Raw genomic sequence first — 25,048 nt, forward strand, 5'->3', positions numbered from 1 at the left:
GAAGGAGACCCCCTTGGCCCTCACCCGCACCCTGCTCGTCGTGCTCGCCGGGGACGCCGGCTCACGCCTGGAGTCCCTCACCGCGAGGCGTGCGAAACCCGCCCTGCCGTACGGCGGCACGCACCGGCTCATCGACTTCACGCTCAGCCACGCCGCCAACAGCGGCATCTCGGACGTGTGGGTGGTCGAGCAGCACCACCCGCTCTCGGTCACCGAACACCTCGCGGGCGGGCGGCCGTGGGACCTGGACCGCACGCGCGGCGGGCTGCTCGTGCTCGGACCGGAGCCGGGGGAGCCGCTCGCCGGGACGGCGGAGGCGCTGTGGCGTCGTGCCGGGGCGATCCGGGCCCACGAGCCCGAGGTGGTCCTCGTCGCCCCGGCCGGCGCGGTGTACCGCATGGACTTCACCGACGTCGTCGCCCGGCACCTGGCCGCCCGCGCGGCGCTCACGGTGGTGACCACCCGGCGCGACGGGGACCTGCCCCGCCACGGGACTGTCCAGGTGCACGAGGGACGGGTCACGGAGTACGTGAGCCGGCCGGAGCACCCCCGCGGCGACCTCGCCGCCACCGGGGTGCTTGCGTTCGACCCGGCGGCCCTGCTCGCCGGCCTCGAGGACGTCCGGTCCGCGCGCGGGGCCGACGGCCTGGGCGACCTCGGCGACCATCTGCTCCCGGCCCTGGTCGGACGCGGCGAGGCCGTCGAGCAGCGCCACCAGGGCTACTGGGCGGAGGTCGGCACCGTGGAGGAGTACTGGCGGGTGCACATGGACCTGCTCGACCGGCCGCCGTTCGACCTGGACGACCCCGCCTGGCCCGTCACCACCCGTGTGCGGCGCCACGGGGGCGCGCGCGTGCTCGGCGCCGGCCAGGTCGCGGACGCGCTGCTCGGGCCCGGCAGCGTCGTCGAGGGCACCGTGCGGCGCAGCGTGCTCGGCGCCGGGGTGCGGGTGGCGGCGGGCGCGGAGGTGATCGACTCCGTGCTGCTCGACGACGTCCGGGTGGGGCCGGGCGCCGTCGTGCGCCGGACGGTGGTGGACGAGGGGGTGCGGGTGCGCGGCCGGGCCGAGGTCGGGGGAGCGGCAGAGGGCGACGTCGTCGCGCTGGTGGCGGCCCACGCCGTCGTCCATCCCCGCAAGCGGGTGCCGGCGGGAGGCCGGTACCCCGAGTGACGCGCCCCCTCGGCTGCCCGGCGTGAGCGGCGGCGCGGCGTAGGGTTGACGGTCGCCGGGCACCCGCCCGCCCCGCACGAGGAGAGACATTTGCCCAAGAAGTGGTCCACGCAGACCGAGCTCGGGAAGCAGTTCGGGCTCACCGCCCGGCAGATCGGCACGCACCTGAGCGAGCTCGGCCTCAAGGACGGCAGCAGCGCCACGGAGAAGGCGCTGGCCGACGGGCTGGCTGCCGAGCGCACGCTCAAGGACGGCACACCGTTCTTCGTCTGGCACGGGGAGCAGGTCCCCGCCCTCCTGCGCGAGAAGGGGCTCAGCCCCGCCGAGCCGGGGGCGCCGGCGCGCACGGGCAAGGCCGCGGTGGCCGTCGACGAGCCGCCGCGTCCCACCGACGGCTACGACAAGGTCATCGCGACCGACGGGTCGGCCCTCGGCAACCCCGGCCCGACCGGCTGGGCCTGGGTGGACCAGACCACCGGGGAGACCGGGTCGGGCGGGCTGCCGCACGGCACCAACAACATCGGCGAGCTGCTCGCGCTGCGCGAGGGGCTGCGCCACGCCGGCCCTGACGGGGCCCTGCTCATCCGTGCGGACTCGCAGTACGTCATCAACATCGCGACCAAGTGGGCCAAGGGCTGGCGGCGGCGCGGGTGGCGCAAGGGTGACGGCAAGGTCCCGGAGAACCTCGAGCTGGTCAAGGAGATCCTCGAGCTGCTCGAGGGGCGCCGCGGGCGCACCGACTTTGAGTGGGTGCGGGGGCACACCGGTGACGTGCACAACGAGCGGGCCGACGAGCTGGCCGTCGCGGCCGCCAAGGCCGCCACGGCGGGCGCCAGGGCGGCGGGAGGATCCTCGACCGCCGGGGCTTCCTCGACGTCGGTCTCGTCAGCCGCAGCCGCAGCCGCGGGCGCGGGCGCGGCTGCGGCGGGCGCCGTCGTGCCGGAAGCGGAGGAGCCGGTCACCCTCTGGTGACCGGCCACCTCCCTGCCCGGCGGCGTCGGCGAGAGCGCCCTCGCGGACCGGCGGGGTCGGCGAGGGGATGCGTCACCGTCCGGCGGGACCGGCGAGGGCATGACGCCCCGCCCGGCTGCATCGGACTGCCCGGCTACATCAGCGAGGGCATGACCTCGCGCTCGAAGAGCTCGATCGACTCCGTGGTGTAGGCGGCGTCGGGGAAGTAGAAGATGCCGTAGGACATGCCCTGCGCCTTCAGGGCCGAGAGCTTCTCGACCACCTGCTCGGGCGTCCCGTAGGCGGGCATGCCGCGGAAGCCGCGCAGCTGCTTCTCCACGTGGTCCTCGTCCATGTGCGGGCTGAGCCGGGCCACCAGTTCGTCGGTGCGCTCCCGGACCTCCGCCTCCGTGGAGCCGATCAGGACGTTGTAGTTGGCCGACCGGGTGATCTGCTCGAAGTCCGTCCCCACCGCGGCGCAGTGCTCGCGCAGGATCGCGCTCTTGCGGGTGAAGCCCTCGAGCGTGCCGTCGAAGTTCGTGTACCGGGCGTGCTGCGCGGCGATCCGGAGGGTGACCTTCTCGCCGCCGCCCGCGATCCACAGCGGGACCCCGCCCGGCTGGAGCGGCAGGGGGCGGCAGATCGCGCCATCGACGTCGTAGTGCTCGCCGTGGAAGGTCGCGACCCCCTGCCGCCAGGCCTGCTCGAAGATCTGCACGCCCTCCTCGAGCATCTTCAGCCGTGCACCGGCCCGCGGGAAGCCGTACCCGTAGGCGCGCCACTCGTGCTCGTACCAGCCGGCGCCGATGCCCATCTCGAGGCGCCCGCCGCTGATGTGGTCGACCGTGGCCGCCACCTTCGCGAGGTACATCGGGTTGCGGTACGCCATGCACGTGCACATCTGACCCAGCCGCACCCGGTCGGTGCTGGCCGCGAGCCCCGCCATGAGGGACCACGCCTCGTGCGTCGCCTCCTCGCTCGGGACCGGGGTGGTGTGGAAGTGGTCGTAGACCCACACCGACTCCCACAGCTCGCCCGCGTCCGCGCGGCGCGCCAATGAGACCATGGTCGGCCAGTGCTGGGAGTCGTCGATGCCCGCCAGGTCGAAGCGCCAGCCCTGCGGGAGGAAGAGTCCGAATCTCATGGGCGACAGCGTAGGGCGCGCCGGGCGTGACGGCGCGACGCTAGCCCGGGAGCCCGGGCGGTCCGCCGCTCGCGTGCCGCAGCGGCCTGGCCGCCCGGGCGGCGATCCGGCGCCGGACCGCGAGCACGAGGAGGACGACGACCACGACGACGAGCAGCGCCACCAGGGCGGGCAGCACCACCGAGACCAGCACCAGGGCCACCGCGGAGACGTCCTCCGCCGCCGAGACCACGGGTGCGCCGGTGCCCGCAGTCACCGTGTTGACCGCCGGCCGGGCGACGGCCTTGGTGGTGTGCGTGGTGAGGGCGAGCAGCACGCCCAGCACGACCGGCACCCACTGCCAGTCCTGCAGCAGGGTGCCGGGATCGGCCACCGCCGTCGTCTCCGAGGCGGAGCCCGCGGCGAAGACGATGCCGCCGGCGGCGGGCCGCACCACCGTCTGCAGCACGTCGTTGACGGAGTCGACCACCGGGATCTTGTCCGCGACCACCTCCACGGCCAGCAGGACGCCGAGCACCACCAGGGCCGGTGTGCTCTCGAGCCAGCCCCAGCCTGCCGGGAGGGCGAGCAGGTCGGTGTAGCGGGAGAGCAGGCCCAGCCCGATCAGGGGGACGTACCCGTTGAGGCCGGCGGCCATCGCCATCCCGGACCCCGTGAGCAGCTCGAGCACGCCAGCAGGGTCCCACGGCGCGGGAGCTGGCGCGCGGCGCAACCCGCCCGCCGACAAGCACACCCGGTGACAGCGGCGCCGCATAGGCTGGGGCGGTGAGAACGCGGACGCCCCAGAGCCAGGCGGGCAGAGAGGTCGCCGACCGGGTCTGGACCGTCCCGAACGTGATCTCGGCGCTGCGGCTGCTGCTCGTGCCCGTCTTCGGCGTCCTGATCCTCAACGAGCAGGACGTCGCCGCGCTCGTCGTGCTGGTGGTCGCCGGCGCCAGCGACTGGTTCGACGGCGTGATCGCCCGGCGCTTCAACCAGACGAGCCGGCTGGGGCAGCTCCTCGACCCGGCGGCCGACCGCCTCTACATCTTCGTGACCCTCGTCGGGCTCGCCTGGCGCGACCTCGTGCCGTGGTGGCTGGTGCTCGTCATCGTCGCGCGTGACGTCGTGCTGGCGGGACTGCTGCCCATCCTCACCCGGCACGGCTACGGTCCGCTGCCCGTCCACCTCGCCGGCAAGGCCGGGACCTTCGCGCTGATGTACGCCTTCCCGCTGCTGCTGCTCGCCGGCGTCCCCGGGACGGTGGGGACGCTGGCCTGGACGTTCGGGTGGGCCAGCGCCTGGTGGGGAGTCGGGCTGTACTGGTTCGCCGCCCTGCTCTACGTGGAGCAGGTGGTGCGCATCGTGCGCCAGGACCGCGGCCGCACCCGATCATGACGCACGCCCGCGACGACGCCGGCGGGCCGGGCGCGCCGCCGGCGGTGGCCGGCCCGGCCACCCGGCCGAGACGGCCCGACGAGTCGATGTCGCTCCTGCGCGAGCTGCTCGAGAACCCGCTCGACGCCGGGTACCTCGCCGTCGCCGCCCGCGCCGCCCGGCCTGACCGGAAGGTCCCGGCGTGGCGCCGGGGCGTCGTCCTGATGCTCTGCGCGGCCATCGGCATGGGAGGGGTGTGGGCGGCGCGCGAGCTGCGCGGGCCGCAGTCGGGCATGCTCCCCGCCCGCGCGCTGCTCGTCGAGCAGATCGAGGAGCGGGCGGCGGAGGGTGAGGAGCTGCGCGCCGCGAACGAGGAGCGCAACGCGGAGATCACGAGCCTGCGGGACGCCGCGCTCTCGCGCGCCGACGGGGATCTCCTCGCCACCGTGACGGATCTGGGCGCGGCGTCCGGGCAGGTCGCTGTGCGCGGCCCCGGGATCGTCGTGGAGCTGGAGGACTCCGACGCGGCGCAGCTCGGCGTCGCCGGCGCGGAGGACGAGCGGGTCACCGACGTCGACCTGCAGGTCCTCGTGAACTCCTTGTGGGCGTCGGGCGCCGAGGCGATCTCCGTCGACGGGCACCGCCTGGGGTCGACGAGCGCGATCCGCACGGCGGGAGAGGCCATCCTGGTCAACCTCGACCCCGTGGTCTCGCCCTACGAGGTCGAGGTGGTCGGTGACCCGGCGGACCTGCAGACGAGACTCGCCCGCACGCCGGCGAGCACCCACCTGGGGGTGCTGCGGAGCAGCTACGGCATCCGCGTGGACATCCGGGCCGCCGACGAGCTCGAGCTGGAGGCGCTGCCCCAGCTGACCCCGCGCCTCGCGGAGCCGCTCACGTCCGGCGACGGCGGCGCGGGCGTTTCGAACCCGGCGCAGGATGTGAAACCCTCGGGTGACGGCACGGCGGCCGCCCGGGGACGGGCGTCGGAGGGGAAGGTGGGCTAGTGCTCGCTCTGGTCGGACTCGCACTGGGGGTCGTCGCCGGCGTCCTGCTCGATCCCACGGTGCCGAGCTTCTTCCAGCCCTACCTGCCCATCGCCGTGATCGCCGCGCTCGACGCGCTCTTCGGGGGCCTGCGGGCCCGCTTCGACGGCGTGTTCAACGAACGGGTCTTCGTGGTCTCGTTCGTCTTCAACGTGCTCGTCGCCGCGTTCATCGTCTGGCTCGGCGACCAGCTCGGCGTCGGCACGCAGCTGAGCACCGCCGTCGTCGTGGTCCTCGGCATCCGCATCTTCTCCAACGTCGCGGCGATCCGCCGGCACGTCTTCCGCGCATGAGCCCGGCACGCCCGGACCAGACCTCGGCAGGCGACAGGCGGGCCGAGCCCGGTCGCAGCACCCCGGACGCCCCGACCGCGGCGAGCTCCGGGGCCGCGCGACCTGACGCGCCCACGGAACCCGACGCGCCCGCGAAACCCGACGCGCCCGCGCGACCCGACGCCGCCGCGGGACGCGAAGCGAGTGGCGGCCCGGCGGCGCATGCAGGCGCGACTCCACCTGCTGACCCGGCGGCATCTTCCGGGGAGCGTCCCACCCACGAGCGCTGGCGCTCCCTGCTCGTCCCGCGCCTCACCCTCGGGCACGTCGCGGTCGCACTGCTGTGCGCCGGCCTCGGCTTCGCCGTCGTCGCCCAGGTCCGTCAGACCCAGGAGGACGTGCTCTCCGGGATGCGGCAGGACGATCTCGTCCGGCTCCTCGACGAGCTCACCCAGCGCAACGCCGACCTCTCCGACGAGCAGGAGGAGCTGCGCCGGGACCTCGCCGAACTGCGCTCGAGCACGACGTCCCGCGAGGCCGCGCAGGAGGCGGCGGAGATCCAGGCCCGGACGCGGGGCGTCCTGGCAGGCACGCTGCCCGTGCACGGCCCCGGCGTCCGGGTGGAGATCGAGGACCCGGGCGGGGGCGTGCGCGCCCAGGTCTTCGTGACCATCCTGGAGGAGCTGCGCAACGCCGGGGTCGAGTCGGTCGAGCTGTCCGGTCAGCGCCTCACGGCCAGCAGCTGGATCCTGGACGGACCGGAGGGCGGGCTGGTGGTGGACGGCGCCGTGGTCGACAGCCCCTACGAGTGGCTCGCCATCGGCGATCCGGCGACGCTCTCCGTGGCGCTCGACATCCCCGGCGGTGCGCTCGCCTCCGTACGCAACGCCGGCGGCGAGGTGACCGTGACGGAGGAGGAGGATCTCCGGATCACCGCGACCAAGGAGCTGACCGAGCCCGAGCACGCGACCCCGGTGCCGCCCGAGGAGTCGGACGGATGACCGGCTCGTCCGACAACCACGGGCCGTTGACCCCTATTGTTGCTTCTAGGACGGCGGCCGAGGGCCGGACCACGACGACGCAGGAGGTAGCCCTATGACCACCCCGCAGCGACCGGACCGCCCGGGAGAGGGCGGCGAGGGCGAGCGCAACGACGTGACCAGCACGGCCCGGTTCGGTGCCATCGGCGCCGAGACCGAGAGCGAGCTGATCTCCCAGGGGCTCAGCAACGACGACGCGGCGGCCGTCGAGGCGCTCCCGCCCGCCTCCGCGCTCCTCATCGTCCAGCGCGGTCCCAACGCCGGTGCCCGGTTCCTGCTCGACGCCGATCGCACCACGGCCGGTCGTCACCCGAGCTCGGACATCTTCCTCGACGACGTCACCGTGTCACGCAAGCATGCCGAGTTCCTCACCGAGGACGGCGGCTTCTCCGTGCGCGACGTGGGCAGCCTCAACGGGACCTACGTGAACCGTGAGCGCATCGACACCGCCCGCCTGCGGGCCGGCGACGAGGTGCAGATCGGCAAGTACCGCCTGACCTACCATCCCAGCCCCAACCGCGGCGCCTCCCCGGCAGGTGCTGGCCAGAAGTGAGCCCTGCAGCACGACGTCGGCCCGACGCCGCGCACGCCGGCGCGCCCGCGGCGAGGTCCCGGACCGAGGCGCCGCTCAGCTGGCCCCAGGAGGTCTCGCACGAGCCGTCCATGAGCATCGGCGCCGTCCTCGCCGCGCTCAAGCCCGAGTTCCCGGCCGTCACCATCTCGAAGCTGCGCTTCCTGGAGGAGCAGGGCCTCGTGACCCCGCGACGGACAGGCTCCGGCTACCGGATGTACTCGCGGGCCGACGCCGAACGGATCCGGTTCGCCCTGACGGCCCAGCGCGACAGCTACCTGCCGCTGCGGGTGATCCGGGAGCAGCTCGCCGACCTCGACGCCGGGCGCCAGGTCGAGCAGCCCGCCCACGCCCGCGTCGTCACCCGCGACGGCGAGCTCGTGCGTCCCGCCGCCGGCGCGCGCGTGAGCGCCAAGGAGATCTGCGAGCTCACGGGCGCGACCGAGGCGGAGCTGGACGAGATGGCACAGGCGGGCCTCGTGCTGGCCGACACGAGGGGGCGGTTCCCCGGCCGGTCCGTCCAGGTGGTCCAGGCCGTCCTGGCGCTCGGCCGCCACGGCATCAGCGCCCGCCACCTGCGGACCGTCCGCACGAGCGCCGAGCGGGAGGCCGACGTCATCGACCAGGTCGTCGCCCCGACCCGCGCTCAGCGCTCCGGCGCCGCGCGCGAGCGCAGCGCGGCCCAGGCGGCCGAGCTCGCCGAGCTCTACGTGACGCTCCACGCGGAGCTCCTGCGCTCCGCCGTCGACCGCCTCGGCTGAGACACGCCGGATCGGTCGGAGGGACGTGTTCCGTGAGCGTGGCGCCCCCGCGGGACGTACCGTTGCGGCATGCGCGAGATGGTGGTGCTCGGCGTGAGGGTGAGCGTTCCCGGGAACGAGGTCGTCGTGGTGCTGGGCGAGCCCGGCGGCACCCGCGTGCTGCCCATCGTCATCGGCCCGCGTGAGGGCGCGGCGATCGCGTCGGCGCAGGCCGGCCTGGTCCCGCCGCGCCCGCTCACGCACGATCTGCTCGTCTCCATCCTCGACCACCTCGGTGTCGGGGTGAAGGAGGTGCGGGTGACGCAGGTGGTGCACGGGATCTTCCACGCCGAGCTGGTGCTGAGCGGCGGGCAGGTCATCGACGCCCGCCCCTCGGACGGGATCGCGATCGCGCTGCGCGCCCACTGCCCGGTGCTGTGCGACGAGACGCTCCTCACGCTGGCCGGTGTGCCGATGGAGGAGGCCGGCCTGGACGAGGCGGACGAGGAGGCGGTGCACGGGAGCGCGCAGGCCACCCCGGAGGTCATGGAGGAGTTCCGGACGTTCCTCGAGGGCGTGGAGCCGGAGGACTTCGCCACCGGTCCGAAGGGCACCCGGAGCGCGGGCTCGCCGGACGAGCCCGACGAGCGGTGAGCCGGAACCGAGCTCGACTCTCAACCTCGGGTCGAGGGTGAGACACGCGCGGCAGACACGCCGCACCCGTTTGCGGTGCGCCTCGTTGACCAGGTACCGGCGCAGCCATAGCGTGGCCCCATCATGAGGAACGAGCGGTATCCTCGGACGAAGCGGCGAGAGCGGCAGTTCGAGGGATCGCGGACGAACGGAGAACCCTGTGAGCGGCACTGATGCGACGGCCGGCGCCGTCCCCGGCGTCCCCCAGCGGGCCCAGGGCATGCTCTTCGGGGACACGCTGCCCGACCTGGACCAGGACACCGGCTACCGCGGCCCGACCGCCTGCCGGGCGGCCGGCATCACGTACCGCCAGCTCGACTACTGGGCGCGCACGGGGCTCGTGGAGCCGAGCATCCGGGGCGCGAAGGGCTCCGGCAGCCAGCGCCTCTACAGCTTCCGCGACATCCTGGTCCTGAAGGTCGTCAAGCGCCTGCTCGACACCGGGGTCTCGCTCCAGCAGATCCGCAGCGCCATCCAGGCCCTGCACGAGCGCGGCGTCGAGGACCTCGCCCAGATCACGCTCATGAGCGACGGCGCGTCGGTCTACGAGTGCACCTCCGCCGACGAGGTCATCGATCTCGTCCAGGGCGGCCAGGGCGTCTTCGGCATCGCGGTCGGCCGGGTCTGGCGCGAGGTCGAGGGGGACCTGGCCCAGCTGCCGACCGAGCGGGCCCACGAGGAGGAGGACCTGACCGTGGAGGACGAGCTCGCCCGGCGGCGAGCCGCCCGCAACGCCGGCTGACCCACCCGCCGTCGACGCCCCCGACCCGGTGGTCGGGGGCGTTCCTGCTGCAGCGGCGCGGCGCGACGTCGACGGCGAGCCCGCTGCGCGACCGGTGCGGCTCCCGCACCCCGCTGTTCCTAGGCGTCCGGGCACTCCGTCGCGGTGGCGCCGTCGTCCGGCCGGCCGCCCGCCTCCACCCACGTCCTCCACAGGGCGCGCGACCGCCCGCTCCCGTCCTCCCACGCCGCCGCGCAGTCCGCCGAGTAGAAGCCGGCCACGTCGACGTAGCCGTCGGCACTCTCCAGCCGGAGGTCGAGGAACATGTCTGCCACGGTCGGCACGACGGTCCGGGCGGCGTGGTGCCCCACGTCCATGACGACGTCGTCCCCGGCGTGGCTCTCCAGGTCGCCCTCCGGCGTCGACCACAGCGACTCCGGGGCGACCGTGACGTCGACCGAGATGTACCAGCCGGCGACGTCGGCGCCGGACCCGCTCACGCTGACATGGACGTCCGTGGCGCCGGCCCAGCCCACCGGCACGGGCTGGCGGAGGTAGGCGTCGGCCAGGGCGACGATCTCGTCGGGCGCCGCCGCCGGGACCCGGAGCGAGCGCGTGTCCGTGGGGCGGTCCGGGTCGTACTCGCCGTAGTACCTGACCGAGAGGTCTGTCTCCTGCTGGGCGTCGGGCAGCTGGGTCGCCACGGCCTCGCGGACGCGGTTCAGGGCCCTGCCGGGTGTGCCGGGCCCCAGCCCGACGTCGATGGACCGGCGGTACTGCGCATCGACCGCGGTGTCGGAGACCGAGAGGGTGGTCTCCTCGAACCCGTGCTGCTCGAGGACCGCCATCGCTCGCGTCTCGTTGGACAGGGCGCTGAGCATGGCGGACGGGCCGTGCGCGTACATGCGCAGGTCCTGGTCGTCCTCGCCCCACCTGAGCGAGACCATGAGCTCCGTGTCGCGGTACTCGGAGCCCTCGACCAGGTCCTGGGTGACCTCGATGACCGGCGCCGTCGCGAGGGCGTGGGTGCCGGCGCCCAGCTCGAGGTCGATGCTCAGGTACTCGTAGTCGCCGGGGCTGTGCCGCACCCGCGACTGCGTGACGCCCGGCACGGCGGCGAGCTGGTCCTGCAGCTCCGCGGTGTTGGCGTCCTCGGTGGGCTGCCCGGTGGGCTCGCACGCCGTCAGCCCGGCGGCCACGGTCAGCGCGGCGGCGAGGGCGACGACGGCGCGGGAACCAGGCACGAGGCACAGGGTATCCGGACGAGCCCGCACGGAACCGGCGGCGGTGGGCGCCGCGGGCACGGCCGCGAATGATCGCCGAGGGCGGATCCGCCGACGGCATGCCGGGCGCGCCGGCGGTGTTGAACGAACATGACGGATCCGCTCGACGCCTACTCCGAGGTCGTGACCACGGTGGCCGCCGCGCTCCAGCCCAAGGTCCTGACCGTGCTGGTCCGAAGCCGGCGGGGGAGCGCCACCGGCTCGGCGGTGGCCTTCACCGACGACGGCCTGCTGCTCACCAGCGCCCACGTCGTCGAGGGCGTGACCGGGGGAGGGGTGGTCGCGGCCGACGGCGAGGAGGCGCCGTTCGACGTCCTGGGCGCGGACCGTCTCTCCGAGCTGGCGGTGCTGCGGACCAGGCCGGGGCTCACCAGCCCCGCCGAGCTCGGCGACGCCGACACGCTGCGGGTGGGCCAGCTCGTGGTCGCCGTCGGGAACCCGATGGGCTTCGCCGGCTCGGTCACGGCCGGAGTGGTCAGCGCCCTCGGACGCTCGCTCCCGGTGCGCACCGCGCGGGGCGCGCACTCGATCGACGACGTCATCCAGACCGACGCCGCCCTCAACCCCGGCAACAGCGGGGGCGCGCTGGCGGACTCGACGGCGACCGTCGTCGGGGTCAACACCGCCGTCGCCGGCGTAGGCCTGGGCCTGGCGGTGCCGGTGAACTCCACCACCCGCCGGATCCTCGCCGAGCTGATCAGCACGGGCCGGGTCCGGCGGGCCTGGCTCGGCATCGGTGGGATCACCCTGGCCGTGCCTCCGGCGCTGGCCGAGCGACTCGGCCGCCGCACCGGCCTGCACGTGACCGAGGTCGTCCCGGGCAGCCCGGCCGCCACCGCCGGCATCTACCTCGGCGACATCGTGATCGCCGCGGGGGAGCATCCCGTGCGGAGGGCCCAGGACCTGCAGCGCCTGATGCTCGGCACCGCCGTGGACCGGCCGTTCCCGGTCACCGTCTACCGGCGCGGGGCGCTCGTCGACGTCGTCGCCACCCTGGGCGAGCTCATCGCGTGAGCCGCCGGCCGACCACCTGCGGGCCGCCGGCCGGGACGCGGCCACCGGTCGGTTGGCGGCCCGGGGGCGGGTGCGGGCTGCGATAGGTTGGCGGGGTGTCCCATCCCCGGAGTCTGCTGACGCTGCTCGACCTCTCGCGTCCCGACCTGGAGTCGCTCTGGCTCGCCTCGGCCGGCTGGAAGAGCCAGCGCGTGCGCCGCCGGCTGCGCTTCGCGGACCGGCGCGTGGCCACGATCTTCGACGCCACGAGCTTCCGGACCAGGCTCGCGTACGACACCGCCATCGACGCCGTCGGGGCCCACCGCGTCGACGTGCCGCTCGTGCTCGGTCAGCGCGAGACGGTCAGCGACACCGCCGCCATCCTCTCCGGGGCCGTCGACGCGGTGGTGGTCCGCGCACGCGACCACGCCGCGGTCTGCGAGCTCGCCGAGGTCTGCGAGGTGCCGGTCATCAACGCAATGACCGACGGCGGGCACCCGGTGGAGGTCTTCTCCGAGGCGTACACGATCTTCGAGCGACGCGGGCCCCTCAACGACGTCACCCTGACCTTCGTGGGGGAGGACTCGAACGTGCTGCGCTCCTGGTGCGAGCTCACGGTGCCGTTCGCCCTCCGAGTGCGCCAGGTGTGCCCGCCCGGCCACGGACTGCACGAGGACTTTCTCGCCGAGCTGGCCGCCCACGGCCAGCGGGGGAGCGTGACCGTCGGGCACGACCTCGCGGAGGGCGTGAGCGGCACCGACGTCATCTACACGGACGTCTGGCCGACGTCCGCGCGCACGCCCGGGCGCCGGCGCACCGCCTTCGAGCCGTACCGCGTGACCACCGACGTGCTGGACGAGGCGGGGCCGGACGTGATGCTGATGCACGTGATGCCGGTCCACCGCGGGGACGAGGTCTCCGCGGAGGCCTTCGACGACCCGCGCTCGGTCACCTTCGCCGCCAAGCGGAACCTGGCACCGACGCACGCCGCGATCGTGGAGTGGGTCCTGGGCGGCTGAGGCACCCGATGTCAGTCCCCGCTGGCATCCTCTCGCACATGCGTTCGAACACGGGGTTCGGGCGTCGCGAGAGCAGGGGAGGACCCATGTCCGTGGACGACGGCGTGCGCACGCTGGAGATCGAGCTGGCGAGCCTGGCGCAGGACCTGACCGCACCGGGGCCGCACGAGTGCGTGCTGTGCTACGTCAACCGGATGCTCGTGCAGTTCGGCTGCGACACCTCGCTGCGGTGGACCCGGCGGTGGCGAGCTCTGCGTGCGCCCCGTGCCACGCAGCTCGAGCGGCGCATCGGGCGTGAGGGCGCGTTCTGCGACTGCGAGCTGTTCACGAACGGCTGGGACGTCACCGTGGCGGTGGAGCACGACCCGATGACGGGCGAGGACCGCTGGCCGGACGACGTCCAGGGATGCCGAGGGGTGCGCAACGGGACGACGCAGCCGTGCACGCTCTGGGCACGCCGCGCGCCGCAGCGTTGGCCGGTGCGACGGCGCAGCGACTGGGACTGACGGCGAGGCGCCGAGGTGGGGGTGTACCAGCGTCACGGCCTCAGGCGCCCGGCGCCGACCGGCGTGCCCGCATCGCCTCGCGGTTGACCGCCCAGGCGTCGGCCACCGGGCCCAGGTGGCCGAGCTTGTCGGGGTTGATCACGGCTCGGATCGCCTGGACCTTCCCGCCGAGCACGTCCAGCGTCAGCGTGCTGACCACCTTGCCGTCCCGGTACCGGAAGATCGCACCCGGCTGGCCGTTGAGCGCGTGCGGTTCCATCACCCCGCCGATCTCGAACAACCAGGGGAGGGTTGCGGTCAGCACCCGGGCGACCTTCTCGGCACCGAAGATGCCGGCGCCCCACTGCGGCGCCTTGCCGCCACTGTCCCCGACCATCTGGACGTCGGCGGCCAGCAGCTCGCGCAGCCCGTCGACATCGCCCTCCCGCAGGGCGTCGAAGAAGCGTGCCGCCAGCTCCTCCCGGTCGCGGCGGTCCGCCGCGAACCGCGGCCGTCCCTCGTCCATGTGGCGCCGCGCCCGCACCGCGAGCTGCCGGCACGCGGCCTCGGACCTCCCCACCGCCTCGGCGACCTCGGGGAAGCTGAACCCGAACACCTCCCGCAGCACGAACACCGCCCGCTCGAGCGGGCTGAGCCGCTCGAGCAGCAGCAGGGCCGCCATCGACACCGAGTCGGCCAGCTCCGCCGACCGCACCGGGTCCGCGTACGGGTCGTCGACCAGCGGCTCGGGGAACCACTGGCCCACGTACTGCTCCCGCCGGGAGCGGGCGGAGCGCAGGACGTCGATCGAGATCCTCGTGACCACGGCCGAGAGGAACGCCTTCGTCGAGGTCGGGACCGTTGTGGTGGCCTCGTAGCGCAGCCAGGTCTCCTGGACCGCGTCCTCGGCCTCGCTCACGCTCCCGAGGAGCCGGTACGCGATCGCGAAGAGCAGCGGGCGCAGGTCCTCGAACTCCTCGGCTCGGCTCACGCCGGCGCCTTCCTCAGGCCGGGGCCCCTCGGCACCGCTGGGGCCAGCTCCTCCCGGAAGCCCAGGCGCCAGGAGGGGTAGCGCAGCACCCAGCCGAGCTCCCGCTTGGCCTTGGCGTTGGAGAAGCCACGCCCCTCGGTCATCATGCCGACCACCATCTCCCCGGCCAGCAGCCGGGCCAGCCACGCGGGGACCCGCCGGGGTGGCCTTGCCCCGGCGCACTCCGCCAGGTACGGCAGCCACTCGCTCGCCGGGGCGGGCTCGTCGTCGACGATGTTGAAGACTCCCTGCGCCCTCTGCTCCACAGCGAGGACGGTAGCGCTCGCGGCGTCGTCGAGGTGGATCCACGAGAAGTAGCCGGTGCCGCCGCCGACGAGCGGGAACAGCCGCCGACGCACCAGCTCGACCTGGTCGTCGTTGGCGCCGGGCCCGTAGAACCCGCCGTAGCGCAGGACCGCTCCGCCGGCGCGGACGACGGCGTCCTCGAGGTGGGTGATCGCCCTCGTCCCCTCGATCACCTCCAGCGGGTCGTCCTCGGTCTTGACCCACCCGCCCTGGCGGGCTCCGTTCATGCTGGCGTGGCCCTGCGCGACCACGTGCGGGACGCCGGTCGCCTCGGCGGCGGCCAGGAGGTGGTCGGTCCCCGCGCTGCGGAGCTCGTTGGTGGTGGCGAAGAAGCGGTCGGCCCTCCGCAGGTCGGGCTTCCCGGCGTGCGCGGCGGAGAGGGCAGTCATCTCGTTCACGATCACGTCCGGGCGCGCCGCGGCGACGGCCCTGCTCACCGACGCCGGATCACGCCCGTCCATCACCACCCCCTCGGCGCCCAGCCGCTCGAGCAGCGCGACCTTGCCGGCGCTCGTCGTCGTTGCCGTCACCTCATGGCCGCGGGACACCAGCTGGGGAACCAGCCGCCTCCCGATGGCCCCGGACCCGCCTGCCACGAACACCCGCATGGTGACCCTCCTTGCTCCACGGCGGCTGTCCGTCCGAGGACGAGACAGCCCGCCGATGCGTGTTCCCGCCGGGACGAGACAGCCCGGCGGCCTCTGTCACTCCCGAGACGAGACAGCCCGTCCGTCTGTGACACGGGCCCGTCCGGTTCCGGCGAGCTCCTCCTTGAAGCCCTGGCGCCAGGAGGGGTAGTGCAGCACCCAGCCGAGCTCCCGCTTGGCCTTGGCGTTGGAGAACCCGCGTCCCTCGGTCATCATCACCACCGCCTGCTCGCCGGCCAGCAGCCGGGCCAGCCACACGGGGACCCGCCGGGGCGGCTTCGCCCCGGCGCACTCGGCCAGGTAGGGCAGCCACTCGCTCGCCGGGGCGGGCTCGTCGTCGACGATGTTGAACACGCCCGTGGCTTGCTGCTCCACGGCCAGGACCGTGGCGCTGGCGGCGTCGTCGAGGTGCACCCAGGAGCTGTAGCCGGTGGCGCGCCCGACCAGCGGGAACTGGCGCCGGCGCACCAGCTCGACCTGGTCGTCGGTGGCCCCCGGCCCGTAGAGCGCGCCGTAGCGCAGGACCGCCCCGCCGGCCCTGAGGACGGCGTCCTCGAGATGGGCCACGGCCTCCGTGCCCGGCTGCGCCGCCGTGCCCGTCATGGGGTTCAGCGGGTCCTCCTCGGTCTTCACCCAGCCGCCCTCGGGCGCGCCGTTCCAGCTGGCGTAGCCCTGGGCGACGACGTTGGACACGCCGGTCGCCTCGGCGGCGGCCAGCAGGTGGTCCGTCCCCTCGGTGCGCAGCCGGTTGGTGACGGCGAACCAGCGGTCCGGGTGCTTGATATCGGGCTTGCCCGCGTGGAGCCGCGAGATGGCCGTCATCTCGTTCACGATCGCGTCCGGCCGGGCTGCGGCCACCGCCTCGCCGACCGACGCGGGGTCCAGGCCGTCCATGACGACGGCGTCGGCGCCCAGCCGCTCGAGCGTCCCTAACCTCGCCGGGGACGTCGTCGTCGCGGTCACCTGGTGCCCGCGCGCCACGAGCTGCGGCACCAGCCGCCTTCCCACGACCCCGGACCCGCCTGCGACAAACACTCGCATGATCCTCACCTTCCGCTCCCTCGTCCGGCTCTCGTCCCTGAGACGAGACAGCCGTGCCCGCTGTGACACGGGGGAGCAGCGACAGGGGTCGGAGGCACGGGGAGGCCAGACGTCCGCCGGCGACCGCTCAGCGACGGAGAGAGGCGTTGAGCCGCGCGGCCTGCCGGGTGAGGTGCTCGCGCTCGGGCAGGTTCGGTGCCGAGCGCGCCGCCTCGGCGTAGAGCCGTGCCGCGGTCGCGGCGTCGCCGTCGCGTTCGTGCAGGTACGCCGCGACGGCGGCATACCTGGGCAGGGAGGGGTCGAGTCCCGCCAGCACGGCGAGCCCGGCCCGTGCGCCGTCGGCCTCGCCGACCGCGACGGCGCGGTTGAGCCGGGCGACCGGGCTGTCGGTCAGGCGCACGACCTCGTCGTACCACTCGACGATCTGCACCCAGTCGGTCTCCGCCGCCGTCCGTGCGTCGGCGTGGAGGGCGGCGACGGCGGCCTGGGCCTGGAACTCGCCGAGGCGGTCGCGGGCGAGCGCCGTCTGCAGCACGGAGACGCCCTCGGCGATCATCCGGGTGTCCCACAGGCTGCGGTCCTGCTCGGCGAGGGGCACGAGGCTGCCGTCGGGGCGGGTCCGGGCCGGGCGCCGGGCGTGGTGGAGCAGCATGAGGGCGAGCAGCCCCGCGACCTCCGCGTGGTCGACCCGCGCCGCCAGCTCGCGGGTGATCCGGACGGCCTCGGCGGCGAGGTCGACGTCGCCGGAGTAGCCCTCGTTGAAGACGAGGTAGAGGACGCGCAGCACCGTCGCGACGTCACCCGGCTGGTCGAGGCGGACGCCGGACACGGTCCGCTTCGCGCGGCTGATGCGCTGTGCCATGGTCGCCTCCGGGACGAGGTAGGCCTGGGCGATCTGCCGCGTGGTGAGGCCCGCGACGGCGCGGAGCGTGAGCGCGACGGCCGACGCCGGTGTCAGGGACGGGTGCGCGCACAGAAAGTACAGCCAGAGGGTGTCGTCGACCTCGGCGCCGGGACCGGGCGCCGGCTCGGAGACGACCCGGACCTCACGCCGGCGCCTGGAGGTCTCGGCGCGGGCGGCGTCGAGGAACTTCCGCCACGCGACGGCGACCAACCAGCCCTTCGGGTCGCGCGGCGGGTCCTTCGGCCACACCCGCAGCGCCTCGACGAGGCTCTCCTGCACGGCGTCCTCGGCCGCCGCGAAGCTGGCTCCGCGGCGGACGAGGACGCCGATCACCGCGGGCGTGAGCGTCCGCAGCAGGCTCTCGTCCACAAGGTGTCACTCGGTGACGGTCGGCGGGGGAGCGAGGAACGGGCGCACCTCGAGCCACTCGTGGATCGGCCGGCCGCCGGCCCCCGGAGCCGCGGACAGCTCGCCGGCGAGCGCGAGCGCGCGCTCGTAGCTCTCGACGTCGATCACCATCCACCCGGCGATGAGGTCCTTGGTCTCCGCGAACGGGCCGTCGGTAACCGGCGGGCGGCCCTCGCCGTCGTAGCGGACGAAGGTGCCCTCGGGGGAGAGGGCCTGCCCGTCGACGAACTCCCCGGTCTCCTGGAGCCGGGCGGCGAAGTCCTCCATATACCTCATGTGGGCGGAGATCTCCTCCGGGGTCCACCGGTCCATCGGCACGTCGTTGACCGCCGCCGGTGCGCCGCGGTAGTGCTTGAGCAGCAGGTACTTGGCCATCGTCTCGCTCCTTGGTGCGGTACGGCCCATTGTGGCCGTTCTCGACCCCAGGACGGAGCGGTGCGGGCGCCCTCGACATCCCGCGCCAGCGTTTCTCGCGGCCGCCGTGCGGTTCGGCTGCTCAGAGCCCGGCGACGACCCTGATCCACTCCGGCGTCACCCGGCCGGCGTGCTCGTCGGCGACGAGCCGGCGCCCGGCGGCGGAAACCTCGGCGGGGGAGACGTCGATGACGTCGCCGTAGGTCGCGCCCGCGATTCGCCGTGCGAGCGGGCTGGTAGTACGCGCGTGTCGCCTTACCCGCACGAGCCAGACCTCCATCCGGCGTCCCGCCGTGACGAACCGCAGCACAGCGGTCGCCGGCCGGCTCGCTGTCATCGTCGCACTCGCTCCCACCGCTCCATCACCTCGATCTCGAGTGTGCGGCGTGCGGGTGCCCTCCGCCACCCGGGCAGCGACCTCCGTCCGAAATTGCGGCGGAGTGCTCGGCAGGAGCCGCGCTAATGCTCTAGGCGTATGAGCGTGACCCAAGATCGATTGACGCTGCGTGCGAACTGCAACAGGGTGGAAGTCATGGCAGATCAGGAAGTTGGCCGGGCGCCCAGCACGGTGGGGTTGACCCTTCAGGTGTACGTGCCCACCGAGGAGGCACGAGCCGCTCGTGACTACTACGCCGGGATCTTCGGCCGGGCGCCGGAGTTCGAGCCCCACGAAGACTTCTTCGAGTGGGCTCCCGTCGCCGGGCAGGAGTGCTGGTTCCAGGTGGCTGGCCGCACCGGCGCCGCGCCGCTGACCAACAGGATCCGTTTCGGTGTCGAGGATCTGGCCGAGGCGGTTGCGTTCCTCGATGTCCGCCGCATCCCGCGTTCGGAGCCGACGCAACTGTCCGGCGTAGTCGCGTTCGTCGACTTCACTGACCCCTGGGGTAACCGCCTCGGCTACTACCAGGACCTTTCACCGGCGGGAGAGCAGCCCGAGTACCGGGGATCCTCGGTGAACGACGAGTCCCAGTTCGAGCCGTTCCGTAAATCGTGAGGGAGCCTGCTGCGTCATCGAGCGTCCGAGAGAGCGTGCTGGCTACGAGTCAGAGCCTGAGCGGTCCTCGGCAGCCGTCCGTGCACTGTCGCGTCCGCGCCAAGGGGGAGGGCGCGGCACACTCGTCGTCGTCCGGCGACGCGATGAGGTACACACGGCGCGCATAATGACATAATGTGCATTATCGGATCGCAAGGAGGACGAGTTCAAACAGATGCGAGAACTCGTCCCCAGCCTGCCTGGGCAGTGTCTTCGCAGGTCAGGCGGGTTGTCTCGGAGACGGGAGGGCCGCGTGGACGTACTTAGTGGCGGTGCTTAGGTGCAGGTCAGCGTACGAATCTCTCGTTTAATGAGAGATTCTCGCGTACGGTTCGGCGCATGGAGCTGGTTCCGGGGCGGGTTCCCGACTTTCTGGCGGACGACGGTGTCGGCCTGCTGCGTGCCGAGGACCGGGTGTTCGAGGCGATGGTTGACGGCTGGCGCGCGCAGCTGCTGGCCCGCGGGCTGACGACGGCGTTCATCCAGTCCTCGTGCCGGCTGGTCGAGCGGTTCCAGGAGCATTCCAACGAGTACCCGTGGACGTGGTCGGCGCACCATGTCGATGAGTTCTTCGCGGATCGGCGCAGCGGCGAACGGCCGTTGGCGCTGTCGACCCTGCGGGCCCACTCCGGCGCCGTCCGGGCGTTCTGTGCCTACCTCACCGACTCTCGGTACGGATGGGCGCGCCTGTGCGAACGGGTGTTCGGTGACGTGCCCTCGCAGGTGGTCTTCGAGTGGAACACCCCGCGTCACACGACCGACGACGCCGTCCCGCCGCGTCGGCGTAGCTTCACCCGGGGCGAGCTGCAGACCTTCTTCGACACCGCCGACGACCTGGTCGACGCCGAGTTCGCCAAGGGCTCCAAGCGCTGGTTGCCGGCGCTGCGGGACTCGATCGCGTTCAAGGTGGCCTACGCCTACGGGCTGCGCCGGCGCGAGCTCGCGATGCTCGAGTCGGTCGACTTCGGCCCCAACCCGCACGTGCCCGACTTCGGGCGGTTCGGCTCGGTCCAGGTCCGGTGGGCCAAGGGCACCAAAGGCTCCGGACCGCGGCGGCGCACCGTGCTCACGGTGCCGGAGTTCGACTGGGTCGTCGCGCTGCTGGAGTTCTGGCTCTCCCCCGACGGGCGGGCACGCTTTCCCACCGCGGACCGCTCCACGCTCATGTGGCCCTCCGAACGCGCGGGCGGCGCTGCGCTGCGCAACTTCGACCGGTCCTTCCAACGGCTGCGGGAGCTCGCGGGCCTGCCGGTCGAGCTGTCGTTGCACGCCCTGCGTCACTCCTACGTCACCCACCTGATCGAGGCCGGCTACGACCCGCTCTTCGTCCAGCAGCAGGTTGGCCACAGCTACTCCTCCACGACCGCGCTCTATACGTCGGTCTCGGCCGACTTCAAGCACAAGACCATCCAGCGCATGATCGCCCGCCGCATCGGCGCGGACGACGGCACAGACGGGAGCAGCCATGAGTGAGCAGCGACGTATCGGCTACCGCTGGAATCTGCGGCAGCTGATGGCCCAACGGAACCTGTGGAAGACCACCGAGCTCATCCCCCTGCTCAAGGCACGCGGGATCAACCTGTCCAACGCCCAGGTTCACCGCCTGGTCACCGTGACGCCCGAGCGCATCCCGGCCCGCACCTTCGCCGCGCTGTGCGACATCCTCGAGTGCACCCCGAACGACCTGTTCGAGCCCTACGTCGAGATGCGGGCCGCGGCCACCGCCAACGCCCCGCGCCGGCCCGAGGACATCGGCGTCAAACCCGGGCAGCCCATCGCTCGCCGGATCCGGGTCGTGCCGACGGACCACGATGGCTAGGCCACGCAAGGTCAGCGACCCAACCACCTTCCCCGAGGCCTGCGGGCGGTGCGGTCAGCACTACCAGGTCGCCGCCCGTTGGCCCGATGGTCCGGTCTGCGGCTACTGCTACCAACGCGCCAAGCGCACCCGCGGCACCTGCGCCTGCGGCCACATCGGCGTCCTGCCCGGCATCGTCGACGAACAACCCGCCTGCCGAGGGTGCTCAGGTGTTCGGCTCAACGTCGACTGCCGCGCCTGCGGGGCGGAGGACGAGCTCTACGACGGCGGCCGCTGCTGGACCTGCGTGCTCGCGGCGTCCGTCGACCGGCTGCTGACCAATCCCGCCACGGGCACCGTCTCTCCCGAGCTCCTGCCGATGGCGACGGCCCTGAAGTCGATGGAACGCGCCAACAGCGGCCTGACCTGGATCCGGCAGCCCCACGTCACCGCGTTCCTCCAGCACCTCGCCGTCGCACACGCCATCACTCACGAGGCACTGGATCAGCTCCCGGCCTCGCGCACCCGGGACTACGTCCGTGGCCTCCTGGTCGAGCACGGCGCGCTACCTCGCCGCGACGAGCTGCTGGCCCGGTTCACTGTCTGGAGCGGCCAGGCGCTCGAGCGGCTACCAGCAGGTGAGCACCGCGACGTCGTCGACCGGTTCGTCCGCTGGCACCTCGTCCGCCGCATGAACGCCGCGCCGGGCGCGGTCACCCAGGGCACCTTCCTGCGCTCGAAGCAGACCACGACCGTGACCATCGACTTCCTGACCTGGCTCAGCGCCCGCGGCACCACGCTGAGCCGGCTCACGCAGGCCGACCTCGATGCCTGGCAGGCCGGCGGGCCCACCACCCGTGAGCTCGCCAGCCGCTTCCTCGCCTGGGCCATCAAGGCGCACCTTGTCGACCCGGACCTGCGCATGCAGCCCCACCGCCGCGGCACCGCCGACAAACTCCCCGCGACCGAGCAGGCCGCGGCTGTCCAGGCCGTCGTCCACCACGACGACCTCACCGCGAGGGACCGCCTCGCTGCCATCCTCGTCCTCGTCCTGGGCCAGCAGGTCGAGGACGTCGTCCGCCTCACCTGGGACGACGCCACGGTCACCGACGACCTGGCCACCATCACCCTCGGCGAAGCGCCCGTCGATCTTCCGCCGCCGCTCGACGAGCCGCTGCGCCAGCTGCTCGCCGATCCCGGGCACGGCCGCACGGCTGCGCACCCCCACAGTCCGTGGATCTTCAGAGGCCACTCCCCCGGCCGCCATCTCAGCGCCGCGCACCTGCGTCAACGCCTCAAGACCGTCTGCTCCACCCGGGCTGCCCGGCTCGGCACCCTCGCCGACTTGGCCCGGACGAGCCCGATCCCGGTCCTCGCCGAGATCCTCGGCTACCACCAGACCACCCTCGAGCGGCACGCCGTCGCAGCCGCGAACACCTACGGCCGCTACATCGCTACGCGCCGCTGACCGCCAGAAGATCAGCGGTTGCGTTCTCGCTCGATCTTCTGGATCGCAGCCGTCTGACGGACTGCCGTCGTCGCCCGCTGAGAGTCCACCGCGGCACCTACGGTGAGCTGCGAGAAGCCCGCCCAAGGTGACGCCCGAGCGAGAGCACCACCGCGGCGGCGATGTAGGTCAGGAGCGGTACGGGCACGAGCATGGCGATGGTTCCCACATCGAGCTGCAACCCCTCGAGAGGAATCCGGCGCTCGGCCGCGCCCAGCCCGAACCGGCCGACATAGAGAGCCGCTACGACTGTCGCGATGGGAGGTGCTGCGTAGCGGTGCCGGGTGAGGAGCAGTGCGGCGCCCGCGGCTACGAGCGCGAACCCGCCGAGCGTCCACATCAGCGGCCGGTTGTGCGGCATCCAAGCGGAGTACATCGAAGCTGCCACTGCAACGACCGTGACCAGGAGTGCCGACATCCGCCATCTGCCGCGGGGCGACGCACCGGTGGCTGCGACAGCCAGAAGCGCCACAGCTTGCCCCACCAACCAGCCGAACTCCCGCAGCACATCGAGGGTGCTCCCATGGGCGAGCAGCGCACCGAGCGTGAGAGCCATCAACGCGGCTGACGCTACGAGCAGGACGAGGGCCACCCGCCGGCGACCGAGCAGCAGCGCTACAAGGCCCAAGATCCAGACCACCCAGGCAGGCCACGTGGGGGCGACGTCGAGCGCCGGTAGCGCACCCGTGAAGGCGACCCTTGTCACCGTCAAAGAGACAGCTTTCGCCGCCGGGTAGAGCAGGACGAATGGCATCACCACGGCGAGTACGGCCAGGGCGTCAGCCCTCGCCTGGGGCGGCGGCAAGAGGCCCGCGCGCGCCCACCGGCGGACCACCGCGCGGAGAATGTCCCACTGCTCCCCCAGCCCCGGCCGCTCCTGCCCCGGTCTCGCGCCGTCCATCAAGGCGGTCACAATCTCCTCGCCTTTGGCGGTTCGATAGGTCGGCGGAAAGAGCCTGACAAGACGGCGGTACTGGCTCTCCAGCCCATCACTGTTTGTGGTCATGCCATCCCCCGTGCGACCGTCGGGCGCCGCCGACCGAGGAGCTCCAGCGCTCGAGTCGCGCGCCGCTCAAGCACGGCCGCTTCCGTGGCGAGCACCTCGGCCCCGGCGTCGGTCAGGCGGTAGTACCTCCGCAACCGGGAATCCACCACTTCCTCGTGGTTAACCTCGATCCAGCCGCGCTCGCTCAACCGGTCCAACGCTCCGTAGAGCGTGCCCACCCGCAACGTCACGTCACCGCCCGACAGTTCGCTGACCGCCTGGGCGATCCCGTAGCCATGCAGCGGCTTCCCTGTGAGTGCCGAGAGGATCAGGAAGGCGGGTTCCTGGAGTCGCTTTGGCATGTCAGCGAACATACCTTCGTGGCGAAGGTATGTGAAGGGTTCTCTGCGTCCTTCCTGCTTCGGAGGGTCTAGCCGGGGGTGCCAGTGAGGGGTGCTACTCCCGCCTCATCGATATCCGGCTCTACCAGTCAACTACCGGGAGTTGCAGCAGATGCAAGAGCTTCAAGGCAGTGGGTGCCAGGTTCCCTGGACAAGCTCCTCGAGCTGCAAGGCGCTGTCGGGGTCCTGTGCGGTCGAGATGGTCACGAACCAGCCCTCTACGCCCCTGGTTACGGACCTCCAAGCGCCGTCGTCAACGCGGCACCTGATCTCTGCCACCGCCGACCGGCGGATGACTGCGTAGTGGTACCTGGGTCCCCGATCTGAGTGCTCGTAGGCACACCCGACCTCGGTGACCTCCCGGTCGAGGGTGGAAACCAAGGAGGTCAGATTCATATGGCGACGCTTTCCCCCACTTGCGAAGAACAGGTGAGTAACTGCCCACTCCCGACTGGCGGGCACCGCAACCAGGACGAACGACGCTTCGCCATCCCTGGCCTGGGCGAGCACACCGGGCACATCATCGCGGCCGTCGTCGGCCTCAGCAGCAAGGGCGAACGCGCCATCGAGGTCAAGCCTCCTCCAGTCGATCGCCGTACGGTCGGCTTCGCCTGGGGCGCCGGAAGCGTCGTCAACGGGCCTATTCATGGCAGGGATACTCCCACGCTTGAACGCCCAAATGTCCGCGGGTTTGGTGTCACCCTTGGGTGCTACTCCCGCCTCACTGATATCCGGCTCTATCAGTCAACTACCTGGAGTCGAAGCACAGGCAGCGGCCTCGGTCTTAGGGCGAGAGCGCCTCGACGAGGTCTTCGATCTCCGTTTCTAGTGGGGTTCGCTCGCGGCGACTCAGGCGACGGAACTGCATGCTGATTACCGCCTCTGCGGCGTCCTCGCCGATGTTCAATCCAGCGACCACGACGGCTACTCGTCCTCCTGCAACACGTCTCGCTGCCAGTTTTCTGACGGGAGTTGCAGCAGGTGCGAGAGTTTCAAGGCAGTGGGTGCCAGGTTCCCTGGACAAGCTCCTCGAGCTGCAAGGCGCTGTCGGGGTCCTGTGCGGTCGAGATGGTCACGAACCAGCCGTCT

General features: G+C 72.6%; 29 protein-coding genes. 17 read left to right on the forward strand and 12 right to left on the reverse strand.

The features are described from left to right. Positions 1–13 precede the first annotated feature (13 nt). Together ABD774_RS04720 and ABD774_RS04725 are read left to right on the forward strand one after the other, a co-directional pair. Positions 14–1,171, forward strand: a complete 1,158-nt coding sequence (locus ABD774_RS04720; protein ID WP_345038195.1) for a glucose-1-phosphate adenylyltransferase family protein — start codon at positions 14–16, stop codon at positions 1,169–1,171. 90 nt (positions 1,172–1,261) lie between these two features. Beyond that, positions 1,262–2,143, forward strand: a complete 882-nt coding sequence (locus ABD774_RS04725) for a ribonuclease H family protein (protein WP_345038197.1) — start codon at positions 1,262–1,264, stop codon at positions 2,141–2,143. Positions 2,144–2,276: 133 nt separating this feature from the next. Here the strand turns inward: ABD774_RS04725 and ABD774_RS04730 are convergent, their stop codons facing one another. Both ABD774_RS04730 and ABD774_RS04735 read right to left on the reverse strand, forming a co-directional pair. After that, entirely contained in the window at positions 2,277–3,266 is a 990-nt protein-coding gene (locus tag ABD774_RS04730) for an LLM class F420-dependent oxidoreductase (protein ID WP_345038200.1), read from the reverse strand. 40 nt (positions 3,267–3,306) lie between these two features. Further along, positions 3,307–3,936 (reverse strand): DUF4126 domain-containing protein, encoded by a 630-nt coding sequence (locus ABD774_RS04735; RefSeq protein ID WP_345038202.1) that lies wholly within the window; start codon positions 3,934–3,936, stop codon positions 3,307–3,309. A 95-nt stretch (positions 3,937–4,031) separates the two neighbouring features. On the opposite strand from ABD774_RS04735, the gene clsA reads away from it, so the two are divergent. The 8 genes from clsA to ABD774_RS04775 all read left to right on the forward strand — a co-directional run bounded on the left by clsA (position 4,032) and on the right by ABD774_RS04775 (position 9,726). Next, on the forward strand, positions 4,032–4,643 hold the full coding sequence (clsA, locus tag ABD774_RS04740) for a cardiolipin synthase ClsA (RefSeq protein ID WP_345038204.1): 612 nt from the start codon (positions 4,032–4,034) through the stop codon (positions 4,641–4,643). Next, positions 4,640–5,629 (forward strand): DUF881 domain-containing protein, encoded by a 990-nt coding sequence (locus ABD774_RS04745; RefSeq protein WP_345038206.1) that lies wholly within the window; start codon positions 4,640–4,642, stop codon positions 5,627–5,629. The genes clsA and ABD774_RS04745 overlap by 4 nt, the downstream gene beginning before the upstream one ends. After that, a complete protein-coding gene (locus tag ABD774_RS04750) occupies positions 5,629–5,961 on the forward strand; it encodes a small basic family protein (RefSeq protein WP_345038208.1) in 333 nt (110 codons plus the stop codon). Before ABD774_RS04745 ends, ABD774_RS04750 begins: the two co-directional genes overlap by 1 nt. After that, complete coding sequence (locus ABD774_RS04755) at positions 5,958–6,941, forward strand: DUF881 domain-containing protein (protein WP_345038211.1); 984 nt, start codon at positions 5,958–5,960, stop codon at positions 6,939–6,941. The genes ABD774_RS04750 and ABD774_RS04755 overlap by 4 nt, the downstream gene beginning before the upstream one ends. Before the next feature lie 94 nt (positions 6,942–7,035). Continuing rightward, on the forward strand, positions 7,036–7,533 hold the full coding sequence (locus ABD774_RS04760; protein WP_345038213.1) for an FHA domain-containing protein: 498 nt from the start codon (positions 7,036–7,038) through the stop codon (positions 7,531–7,533). After that, a complete protein-coding gene (ftsR, locus tag ABD774_RS04765) occupies positions 7,530–8,312 on the forward strand; it encodes a transcriptional regulator FtsR (RefSeq protein ID WP_345038215.1) in 783 nt (260 codons plus the stop codon). Before ABD774_RS04760 ends, ftsR begins: the two co-directional genes overlap by 4 nt. Positions 8,313–8,381: 69 nt before the next feature. After that, positions 8,382–8,945, forward strand: a complete 564-nt coding sequence (locus ABD774_RS04770; protein ID WP_345038217.1) for a bifunctional nuclease family protein — start codon at positions 8,382–8,384, stop codon at positions 8,943–8,945. A gap of 259 nt (positions 8,946–9,204) precedes the next feature. Further along, positions 9,205–9,726, forward strand: coding sequence for a MerR family transcriptional regulator (locus tag ABD774_RS04775; protein ID WP_248256285.1), 522 nt, complete (start codon positions 9,205–9,207; stop codon positions 9,724–9,726). A gap of 119 nt (positions 9,727–9,845) precedes the next feature. On the opposite strand, the gene ABD774_RS04780 is transcribed toward ABD774_RS04775, so the two are convergent. Further along, positions 9,846–10,949 carry a hypothetical protein gene (locus tag ABD774_RS04780; protein WP_345038219.1) on the reverse strand — a complete coding sequence of 368 codons (1,104 nt, stop codon included), beginning with the start codon at positions 10,947–10,949 and terminating at the stop codon, positions 9,846–9,848. A 129-nt stretch (positions 10,950–11,078) separates the two neighbouring features. On the opposite strand from ABD774_RS04780, the gene ABD774_RS04785 reads away from it, so the two are divergent. From ABD774_RS04785 to ABD774_RS04795, 3 genes are all read left to right on the forward strand, one after another. Then, positions 11,079–12,002: a S1C family serine protease gene (locus tag ABD774_RS04785; RefSeq protein WP_345038221.1), complete on the forward strand. Its 924-nt coding sequence runs from the start codon at positions 11,079–11,081 to the stop codon at positions 12,000–12,002. A gap of 95 nt (positions 12,003–12,097) precedes the next feature. After that, positions 12,098–13,000: an ornithine carbamoyltransferase gene (locus tag ABD774_RS04790; protein WP_345038223.1), complete on the forward strand. Its 903-nt coding sequence runs from the start codon at positions 12,098–12,100 to the stop codon at positions 12,998–13,000. Positions 13,001–13,086: 86 nt separating this feature from the next. Then, on the forward strand, positions 13,087–13,506 hold the full coding sequence (locus ABD774_RS04795; protein WP_345038226.1) for a DUF2695 domain-containing protein: 420 nt from the start codon (positions 13,087–13,089) through the stop codon (positions 13,504–13,506). A 40-nt stretch (positions 13,507–13,546) separates the two neighbouring features. On the opposite strand, the gene ABD774_RS04800 is transcribed toward ABD774_RS04795, so the two are convergent. The 6 genes from ABD774_RS04800 to ABD774_RS04825 all read right to left on the reverse strand — a co-directional run bounded on the left by ABD774_RS04800 (position 13,547) and on the right by ABD774_RS04825 (position 18,572). Next, a complete protein-coding gene (locus ABD774_RS04800; RefSeq protein WP_345038228.1) occupies positions 13,547–14,476 on the reverse strand; it encodes an RNA polymerase sigma-70 factor in 930 nt (309 codons plus the stop codon). After that, positions 14,473–15,429 carry an NAD-dependent epimerase/dehydratase family protein gene (locus ABD774_RS04805; RefSeq protein ID WP_345038230.1) on the reverse strand — a complete coding sequence of 319 codons (957 nt, stop codon included), beginning with the start codon at positions 15,427–15,429 and terminating at the stop codon, positions 14,473–14,475. Before ABD774_RS04805 ends, ABD774_RS04800 begins: the two co-directional genes overlap by 4 nt. Before the next feature lie 96 nt (positions 15,430–15,525). After that, positions 15,526–16,509, reverse strand: a complete 984-nt coding sequence (locus ABD774_RS04810) for an NAD-dependent epimerase/dehydratase family protein (RefSeq protein ID WP_345038233.1) — start codon at positions 16,507–16,509, stop codon at positions 15,526–15,528. A 127-nt stretch (positions 16,510–16,636) separates the two neighbouring features. Beyond that, complete coding sequence (locus tag ABD774_RS04815) at positions 16,637–17,782, reverse strand: RNA polymerase sigma factor (protein ID WP_345038235.1); 1,146 nt, start codon at positions 17,780–17,782, stop codon at positions 16,637–16,639. Positions 17,783–17,788: 6 nt separating this feature from the next. After that, positions 17,789–18,196 (reverse strand): YciI family protein, encoded by a 408-nt coding sequence (locus ABD774_RS04820; protein WP_345038236.1) that lies wholly within the window; start codon positions 18,194–18,196, stop codon positions 17,789–17,791. A 121-nt stretch (positions 18,197–18,317) separates the two neighbouring features. Then, positions 18,318–18,572 carry a hypothetical protein gene (locus ABD774_RS04825; protein WP_345038239.1) on the reverse strand — a complete coding sequence of 85 codons (255 nt, stop codon included), beginning with the start codon at positions 18,570–18,572 and terminating at the stop codon, positions 18,318–18,320. 138 nt (positions 18,573–18,710) lie between these two features. Here ABD774_RS04825 and ABD774_RS04830 point away from each other — a divergent pair, with 138 nt between their 5' ends. The 4 genes from ABD774_RS04830 (at position 18,711) to ABD774_RS04845 (ending at position 22,534) form a co-directional block, all read left to right on the forward strand. Beyond that, positions 18,711–19,229, forward strand: a complete 519-nt coding sequence (locus tag ABD774_RS04830; protein ID WP_345038241.1) for a VOC family protein — start codon at positions 18,711–18,713, stop codon at positions 19,227–19,229. A gap of 378 nt (positions 19,230–19,607) precedes the next feature. Then, the gene (locus ABD774_RS04835; protein ID WP_345038243.1) at positions 19,608–20,741 is read left to right on the forward strand and encodes a tyrosine-type recombinase/integrase; all 1,134 of its coding nucleotides are present in this window, start codon (positions 19,608–19,610) and stop codon (positions 20,739–20,741) included. Continuing rightward, positions 20,734–21,087 carry a helix-turn-helix domain-containing protein gene (locus ABD774_RS04840; RefSeq protein ID WP_345038245.1) on the forward strand — a complete coding sequence of 118 codons (354 nt, stop codon included), beginning with the start codon at positions 20,734–20,736 and terminating at the stop codon, positions 21,085–21,087. The genes ABD774_RS04835 and ABD774_RS04840 overlap by 8 nt, the downstream gene beginning before the upstream one ends. Continuing rightward, entirely contained in the window at positions 21,080–22,534 is a 1,455-nt protein-coding gene (locus ABD774_RS04845; RefSeq protein WP_345038246.1) for a Fis family transcriptional regulator, read from the forward strand. Before ABD774_RS04840 ends, ABD774_RS04845 begins: the two co-directional genes overlap by 8 nt. Before the next feature lie 97 nt (positions 22,535–22,631). On the opposite strand, the gene ABD774_RS04850 is transcribed toward ABD774_RS04845, so the two are convergent. From ABD774_RS04850 to ABD774_RS04860, 3 genes are all read right to left on the reverse strand, one after another. Then, complete coding sequence (locus ABD774_RS04850; protein ID WP_345038249.1) at positions 22,632–23,579, reverse strand: hypothetical protein; 948 nt, start codon at positions 23,577–23,579, stop codon at positions 22,632–22,634. Further along, positions 23,576–23,920 (reverse strand): PadR family transcriptional regulator, encoded by a 345-nt coding sequence (locus tag ABD774_RS04855; RefSeq protein ID WP_345038251.1) that lies wholly within the window; start codon positions 23,918–23,920, stop codon positions 23,576–23,578. The genes ABD774_RS04850 and ABD774_RS04855 overlap by 4 nt, the downstream gene beginning before the upstream one ends. Before the next feature lie 162 nt (positions 23,921–24,082). Then, positions 24,083–24,607, reverse strand: a complete 525-nt coding sequence (locus tag ABD774_RS04860) for a hypothetical protein (protein ID WP_345038253.1) — start codon at positions 24,605–24,607, stop codon at positions 24,083–24,085. Positions 24,608–25,048 lie beyond the last annotated feature (441 nt).

It is taken from the genome of Georgenia daeguensis (assembly GCF_039537705.1).
GTDB lineage: Bacteria > Actinomycetota > Actinomycetes > Actinomycetales > Actinomycetaceae > Georgenia > Georgenia daeguensis.

What these genes read in the sequence shown, in the direction of transcription:
- ABD774_RS04730 (WP_345038200.1), bottom strand. Translation starts at nt 3,266, where the DNA reads ATGAGATTCGGACTCTTCCTCCCGCAGGGCTGGCGCTTCGACCTGGCG.
- ABD774_RS04745 (WP_345038206.1), top strand. Translation starts at nt 4,640, where the DNA reads ATGACGCACGCCCGCGACGACGCCGGCGGGCCGGGCGCGCCGCCGGCG.
- ABD774_RS04755 (WP_345038211.1), top strand. Translation starts at nt 5,958, where the DNA reads ATGAGCCCGGCACGCCCGGACCAGACCTCGGCAGGCGACAGGCGGGCC.
- ABD774_RS04760 (WP_345038213.1), top strand. Translation starts at nt 7,036, where the DNA reads ATGACCACCCCGCAGCGACCGGACCGCCCGGGAGAGGGCGGCGAGGGC.
- ABD774_RS04770 (WP_345038217.1), top strand. Translation starts at nt 8,382, where the DNA reads ATGCGCGAGATGGTGGTGCTCGGCGTGAGGGTGAGCGTTCCCGGGAAC.
- ABD774_RS04775 (WP_248256285.1), top strand. Translation starts at nt 9,205, where the DNA reads ATGCTCTTCGGGGACACGCTGCCCGACCTGGACCAGGACACCGGCTAC.
- ABD774_RS04785 (WP_345038221.1), top strand. Translation starts at nt 11,079, where the DNA reads ATGACGGATCCGCTCGACGCCTACTCCGAGGTCGTGACCACGGTGGCC.
- ABD774_RS04795 (WP_345038226.1), top strand. Translation starts at nt 13,087, where the DNA reads ATGTCCGTGGACGACGGCGTGCGCACGCTGGAGATCGAGCTGGCGAGC.
- ABD774_RS04805 (WP_345038230.1), bottom strand. Translation starts at nt 15,429, where the DNA reads ATGCGGGTGTTCGTGGCAGGCGGGTCCGGGGCCATCGGGAGGCGGCTG.
- ABD774_RS04810 (WP_345038233.1), bottom strand. Translation starts at nt 16,509, where the DNA reads ATGCGAGTGTTTGTCGCAGGCGGGTCCGGGGTCGTGGGAAGGCGGCTG.
- ABD774_RS04820 (WP_345038236.1), bottom strand. Translation starts at nt 18,196, where the DNA reads ATGGCCAAGTACCTGCTGCTCAAGCACTACCGCGGCGCACCGGCGGCG.
- ABD774_RS04825 (WP_345038239.1), bottom strand. Translation starts at nt 18,572, where the DNA reads ATGACAGCGAGCCGGCCGGCGACCGCTGTGCTGCGGTTCGTCACGGCG.
- ABD774_RS04830 (WP_345038241.1), top strand. Translation starts at nt 18,711, where the DNA reads ATGAGCGTGACCCAAGATCGATTGACGCTGCGTGCGAACTGCAACAGG.
- ABD774_RS04835 (WP_345038243.1), top strand. Translation starts at nt 19,608, where the DNA reads ATGGAGCTGGTTCCGGGGCGGGTTCCCGACTTTCTGGCGGACGACGGT.
- ABD774_RS04840 (WP_345038245.1), top strand. Translation starts at nt 20,734, where the DNA reads ATGAGTGAGCAGCGACGTATCGGCTACCGCTGGAATCTGCGGCAGCTG.
- ABD774_RS04845 (WP_345038246.1), top strand. Translation starts at nt 21,080, where the DNA reads ATGGCTAGGCCACGCAAGGTCAGCGACCCAACCACCTTCCCCGAGGCC.
- ABD774_RS04850 (WP_345038249.1), bottom strand. Translation starts at nt 23,579, where the DNA reads ATGACCACAAACAGTGATGGGCTGGAGAGCCAGTACCGCCGTCTTGTC.
- ABD774_RS04855 (WP_345038251.1), bottom strand. Translation starts at nt 23,920, where the DNA reads ATGCCAAAGCGACTCCAGGAACCCGCCTTCCTGATCCTCTCGGCACTC.
- ABD774_RS04860 (WP_345038253.1), bottom strand. Translation starts at nt 24,607, where the DNA reads ATGAATAGGCCCGTTGACGACGCTTCCGGCGCCCCAGGCGAAGCCGAC.